At 69.4% G+C, this 5,048-nt stretch carries 7 protein-coding genes; 4 read left to right on the forward strand and 3 right to left on the reverse strand.

Annotated elements, in window-relative coordinates:
• The coding region (locus tag HY726_11145) for a response regulator (GenBank protein MBI4609553.1) at positions 1 to 934 on the reverse strand (934 nt) is incomplete at its 3' end.
• Positions 935 to 936: 2 nt separating this feature from the next.
• Positions 937 to 1,896 (reverse strand): GGDEF domain-containing protein, encoded by a 960-nt coding sequence (locus HY726_11150; GenBank protein ID MBI4609554.1) that lies wholly within the window; start codon positions 1,894 to 1,896, stop codon positions 937 to 939.
• A gap of 181 nt (positions 1,897 to 2,077) precedes the next feature.
• On the opposite strand from HY726_11150, the gene HY726_11155 reads away from it, so the two are divergent.
• The 4 genes from HY726_11155 to HY726_11170 are packed head-to-tail and all read left to right on the forward strand — an operon-like array spanning position 2,078 to position 4,593.
• Entirely contained in the window at positions 2,078 to 2,263 is a 186-nt protein-coding gene (locus HY726_11155; protein MBI4609555.1) for a sulfurtransferase TusA family protein, read from the forward strand.
• Positions 2,223 to 3,443, forward strand: coding sequence for a cysteine desulfurase (locus HY726_11160; GenBank protein MBI4609556.1), 1,221 nt, complete (start codon positions 2,223 to 2,225; stop codon positions 3,441 to 3,443). The genes HY726_11155 and HY726_11160 overlap by 41 nt, the downstream gene beginning before the upstream one ends.
• On the forward strand, positions 3,443 to 4,144 hold the full coding sequence (locus HY726_11165) for an HAD family hydrolase (protein ID MBI4609557.1): 702 nt from the start codon (positions 3,443 to 3,445) through the stop codon (positions 4,142 to 4,144). The genes HY726_11160 and HY726_11165 overlap by 1 nt, the downstream gene beginning before the upstream one ends.
• A gap of 44 nt (positions 4,145 to 4,188) precedes the next feature.
• A complete protein-coding gene (locus HY726_11170; protein MBI4609558.1) occupies positions 4,189 to 4,593 on the forward strand; it encodes a CopD family protein in 405 nt (134 codons plus the stop codon).
• On the opposite strand, the gene HY726_11175 is transcribed toward HY726_11170, so the two are convergent.
• Positions 4,590 to 4,871: a HigA family addiction module antidote protein gene (locus HY726_11175; GenBank protein MBI4609559.1), complete on the reverse strand. Its 282-nt coding sequence runs from the start codon at positions 4,869 to 4,871 to the stop codon at positions 4,590 to 4,592. The genes HY726_11170 and HY726_11175 overlap by 4 nt on opposite strands.
• Positions 4,872 to 5,048 lie beyond the last annotated feature (177 nt).

Here is a 5,048-nt window from a genome sequence, read left to right on the forward strand (position 1 = left end):
CCTCGAAGGAGATGGCCTTCGAGTACGGCCGGTCGAACGTCATCGCGTCGAAGGCATCGACGACGGCGAAGATCCGGGCGCCGAGGGGGATCTGCTCGCCTTTGAGCCCCAGCGGGTACCCGGTGCCGTCCCACCGCTCGTGGTGGTGGTAGACGATCGGCGCCGCCTGGCGCAGGAACGGGATCCGCTCGACGAGCCTCCGCCCCACCTCGGGGTGGGTACGCATGATCTTCCACTCTTCCGGCGTGAGGGGCCCGGGCTTCAGGAGGATGGCGTCCGGGATCCCGATCTTCCCGATGTCGTGGAGCAGCACGCCGTGCTCGATGTCCTTGATGAGCTCCTCGGGCACGCCGTGGGCGCGGGCCGTCGTCAGCGCGTAGCCGTGCACCCGCCGGGAGTGCGCCTCGGTGCCGACGTCGCGGGTGTCGAGCGCGGAGCCCAGCGCCTCGAGCGTGGTCCAGTAGGTCACCTGGAGCTCCTTCAGCGCCGCGGCCAGGTCCCGCGTCGCCTCCTCGACCCTGCGCTCCAGCATGGTCTGGTACTCGCGCCGCTCGATCATGAGCTGCCGGCGCTCGAGGGCCCGCTCGGCCGCGATGAGGATCTCGTCCATGTTCACCGGCTTGACGATGTAGTCGTAGGCGCCGTGCTTGAGGCTCTCGATGGCGGTCTTGATATCGGCGACCCCGGTCAGCATGATGATCGCCGCGTCGGGGTCGAGCGCGCGCGCGGCCTTCAGGAACTGGAGCCCGTCCATGACCGGCATCTTCATGTCGGTGACGGTGAGGGGCGGGCGGCTGGCGCGGAACAGCTCGAGCCCCTCCCGTCCGTCGTTCGCCAGGTGACACTTGTAGCCGTTGGCCAGGAGGACCTCGTGGAGGACCTCGCGGACCTGACGGTCGTCGTCCACGATGAGGACCTGTCGGGGTTCGGACACGGTCAGTCCACCTTGTCTTTGGTCTCCAGCTCGACGGCGCCGGGCTCGTAGCCCGCGACCACGTTCTTCCCCGTTCGCTTGGCCGCGTAGAGCGCCTCGTCGGCGGCGCGGATCAGGTCGTCGGCGGACGCGCTCACATCCTCCGGCAGGCTGGCGATCCCGAAGCTCGCGGTGAGACGCCGCCCGTGGCCGAACGAACACCCGGCGATGAGCTGGCGCATCCGCTCGGCGTAGAGACGCGCGCCCGACTTCGGCGTCTCCACCAGCAGGATCGCGAACTCGTCGCCCCCGTACCGGGCGATGACGTTCATCCCGCGCGAGTGCGTGACCAGGAGCTGTCCGACTTCCCGGAGCGTTTCGTCCCCGACCGCGTGTCCGAGCGTGTCGTTGATCTCCTTGAAGCCGTCGAGGTCCGCCAGGACGACGGATGCCGGATGGTTGAAGCGGCGGTAGCGACTGAGCTCCTCTTCCAGGCGGAACATGAGGAACCGGCGGTTGTAGAGGCCGGTCACCTCGTCCTTGAATAACAGGTTCTTCAGCGGCGCGTCGGAGACCTCGAGTTCCCTGCGCGCGGAGTCCAGGCGCGCGCCGAAGGCGTTGATCTCGCTGGTCTGCTGGTTGATGGTCGAGAGCATGTGCCCGAACGACGACGCGAGCGTGCCCACCTCGTCGAGGCGGCCTTCGAATTCCTCGAGCGGCCGCGCCGAGGCCGCGGCCTCGGCGGCGCGGGCCACGGCGGTCGCCACGTCCCAGATCACGTAGAGGCCGCCAGCCATCAGGAGGGCGGTGAAAACGATGAGCGCCTGGAGCGCGGTGACCTGCGCCGCGTGGCTTTCCGGATCGAGCAGCACGTAGGTCAGGATCATGAGCGGGATGATCGAGGAGAGGAGCACCGCGAGAATGACCTTCCGCTTGATGCGGTACCTGGAAAACGGAACGCGACGTGGTCGAGGTGTCGGCATGAGGCTAACGATTATTTTGGGCGCGCTTCCGGGGGCTGTCAACGAGAATTTGCGCGGTTTTCTTGACACTGCCGCTCCCTCCGGGTACCGTTGAGAGAGTGTCGCGCCTCGCGCGCGGGGAATTCACGCTACGGTGATTGCGCCCGACAAGCAGATCGACTGCCTGGGACTCTTCTGTCCGATGCCCATCGTCAAGACCGGAGAGGCGATCCGGGAGCTGGCGGTGGGGCAGGTGCTCGAGATGCTCTCCGATGATCCATCCTCCGAACCGGACATGAAGAGCTGGACCCGACGGACCGGCCACGAGCTGGTGGAGATCGGCAAGAATGGCTCGGTTTACCGCTTCCTCGTCCGCAAGAGCCGGTAAGCTGGCGGGTGCGGCCGCGGGGGCGCTGCGGGCGTACCTCGACTATGGCGGGTTCGCGCCGGTGGACCCGCGGGTGCTCGCGGTGATGGGGGCATTCCTCGAGGGCGGGATCGGCAATCCGTCCGCGGTGCACTCGCTCGGGCACGAGGCCCAGCGGGCGCTGGAGGCGGCCCGGGTGAAGGTGGCGCGCCTCGTGGGGGGCGCGGTCGGCGGCGTCATCTTCACCTCGGGCGCCACCGAAGCCAACAACCTGGCGATCAAGGGGGTCGCGCTCCGAGCGGCCGGTGGCCACGTCGTCACCTCGTCCGTCGAGCACATCTCCGTGCTGAACCCGTGCCGGGATCTCGAGAAGCGCGGATTCACGGTGACCTATCTGGCGGTCGACGGTGACGGGCGGGTGGATCCGGAGCGCTTCGCCAGCGCGATCCGGCCCGACACCGTGCTGGCCTCCATCCAGGCCGCCAATCCCGAGATCGGGACCGTCCAGCCCATCGCCGCCCTCGCGCGGGTCGCCCGAGAGCGCGGGTTGCCCTTCCACGTGGACGCGGTCGGTGTGGCGGGACGGATCCCGCTTTCGGTGGACGAGCTCGGCATCGGTCTCGTCACGCTCTCCGGCAACGACCTCTGCGGCCCGCCGGGCACGGGGGCCCTCTGGGTGAGACCCGAGGTCCGGTTCCATCCGCAGATCCTCGGAGGCGGCCAGGAAGGCGGCTACCGCTCGGGGACCGAGAACCTTCCGGCGATTGTCGGCATGGGGGTCGCGGCCGAGCTGGCGCGCCTCGAAGGCCAGGCGGAGGCGGGCCGGCTGCGAGAGCTGAGGGATCGGCTGATCACCGGTCTGCTGGCGGCGGTGTCGGACTGCCGGCTCACCGGCCCGCGGGCCGACCGGCTGCCGCATCACGCGAGCGTGTGCCTCCGGGGGGCGAAGGCTGACAGTGTTCTCATGGACCTCGACCTCTCGGGCGTGGCCGCGTCCTCCGGCTCCGCGTGCAGCTCGAAAACGCGCGAGCCGTCCCACGTGCTCCGCGCCATCGGCTGCGACGCCGAGGAGGCCGAGGGCTCGCTCTGCTTCACGCTGGGCCGGTGGACCACGGCCGCGGAGGTCGAGGCCGTGCTCAGCCTGCTCCCGTCCGTCGTCGTGCGGCTCCGGTCGCTGGGGCTCTCAAGGTCTGCTCGTTGATGCGCCTGATTCTCTTCGACGTGGACGGCACCCTGGTGAGGGCTCGGGGCGCCGGACGCCGGGCGATGGCCCGGGCGTTTGCCGCCGTCTTCGGCGTGACGGGCCCCATCGAGCGCTACGACTTCAGGGGGAAGACGGATCCCCAGATCGTGGCCGACCTCATGGCCGCCGCCGGGCTCGAGCCCGGAACGATCGCCGCCGGACTCTCCGCCTTCTATGCGCGGTACCTCGAGGAGCTTGCCGCCGAGATTGGCAGCGGCGAACGGGTGGCGCTCATGCCCGGGATCGGCGAGCTGGTGCCGCGGCTTGCCGGATCTCCCGGGGCGGTCGTCGGGCTGCTGACCGGAAACATCGAGGGCGGCGCGCGGATCAAGCTGGCGCCGACGGGCCTCTGGTCCCACTTCAGCGTCGGGGCGTATGGCTCCGACGACGCCGACCGCTCCCGGTTGCCCGCGGTCGCCGTCCGTCGGGCGGAGGCCCTGGTGGGACGGCCGATCGCTCCCGAGCGGGTGCTGGTGATCGGCGACACGCCGCTCGACATCGGCTGCGCTCGGGCCTTCGGCGCTGTGGCCGTGGCCGTGGCGACGGGGCAGCACAGCGCGGGGGAGCTCGCGGCCTGCGGTCCGGACCTCCTCTTCCCCGACTTTTCGGACGTTCACGGCGCCGCTGCGGCGCTTCTCGACGGAGGCGCCCCGCGCTGAGGCTCCTGGGCCTCTGGCTCCATCTTCTCGCGGCGGTGGTCTGGTTGGGCGGGCTCCTCTTTCAGAGTCACGTCCTCCTGCCCGCCCTCAAGCGGGATGGAGGGCTCCAGGTCGGAGCGCGGATGCTCCGGCGCGCCCGCCCCGTCGCCTGGGTCGCGATCCTGGTGCTCGTCCTCAGCGGGCTCCACAACCTCTCCCGCGTGAGCCTGGGCGTGCTGGTGGAGACGCGCGCCGGGACGCTGCTCGCGCTGAAGATCTTCCTGGTGATCGTGGCGCTGATGCTAGCCGCCCACCGGGACTTCGGGCTGGTGTCGAGGCTGGCCCGCGAGGCGGAAGCGGGGCGGAGCGGGGCCCGCGAGCTCCGGGCGATGGCGTGGATCGACCGGGCGGTGATCCTCCTCGGCGCCGCCGCCGTCTATCTGGGGCTCGCGGTCAGCCGCGGTGGCTAGGCCAGGCCCAGCACCGCCACCTCGCGCTCTAACCGCCTCCCAAGCCGCTCCTTCTCGACCTCGTACAGGCTCTGCACGTTGAGCCAGAACCGCTCAGAGGTCCTAAAATACCGCGCCAGACGGAGCGCGGTATCGGTCGTGATCGACCGCTGACCGTGTGCGATCTTGTTAACCCGACGGGGTGGGACGCTGATATTCTTCGCCAGCTGATACTGGCTGATGCCCACGGGATTCAGAAGCTCCCCGAGAAGAATCTCGCCGGGATGAATCGCCGGCAGCTTCCGCGCCACTGCTGAGCCTCCTGGTGGCGTTACGATATAGGCCGTCTAGACATTATGACTTCCGCGTCGAAAGGCTGACCCCCGGCTCACCACGCGGGTTAGCCTATGGGAGGCCAGAGCCGCAATGTGCTCTCGGCACATTCTACCCACAAGCACGGAGGTCAGCCATGGAAC

This window comes from Candidatus Rokuibacteriota bacterium (assembly GCA_016209385.1).
Lineage (GTDB): Bacteria > Methylomirabilota > Methylomirabilia > Rokubacteriales > CSP1-6 > JACQWB01.

Bases quoted from the DNA above. Each gene is read 5' to 3' on its own strand.
- HY726_11150 (MBI4609554.1), bottom strand. From the start codon at position 1,896: ATGCCGACACCTCGACCACGTCGCGTTCCGTTTTCCAGGTACCGCATC.
- HY726_11155 (MBI4609555.1), top strand. From the start codon at position 2,078: ATGCCCATCGTCAAGACCGGAGAGGCGATCCGGGAGCTGGCGGTGGGG.
- HY726_11160 (MBI4609556.1), top strand. From the start codon at position 2,223: ATGGCTCGGTTTACCGCTTCCTCGTCCGCAAGAGCCGGTAAGCTGGCG.
- HY726_11165 (MBI4609557.1), top strand. From the start codon at position 3,443: ATGCGCCTGATTCTCTTCGACGTGGACGGCACCCTGGTGAGGGCTCGG.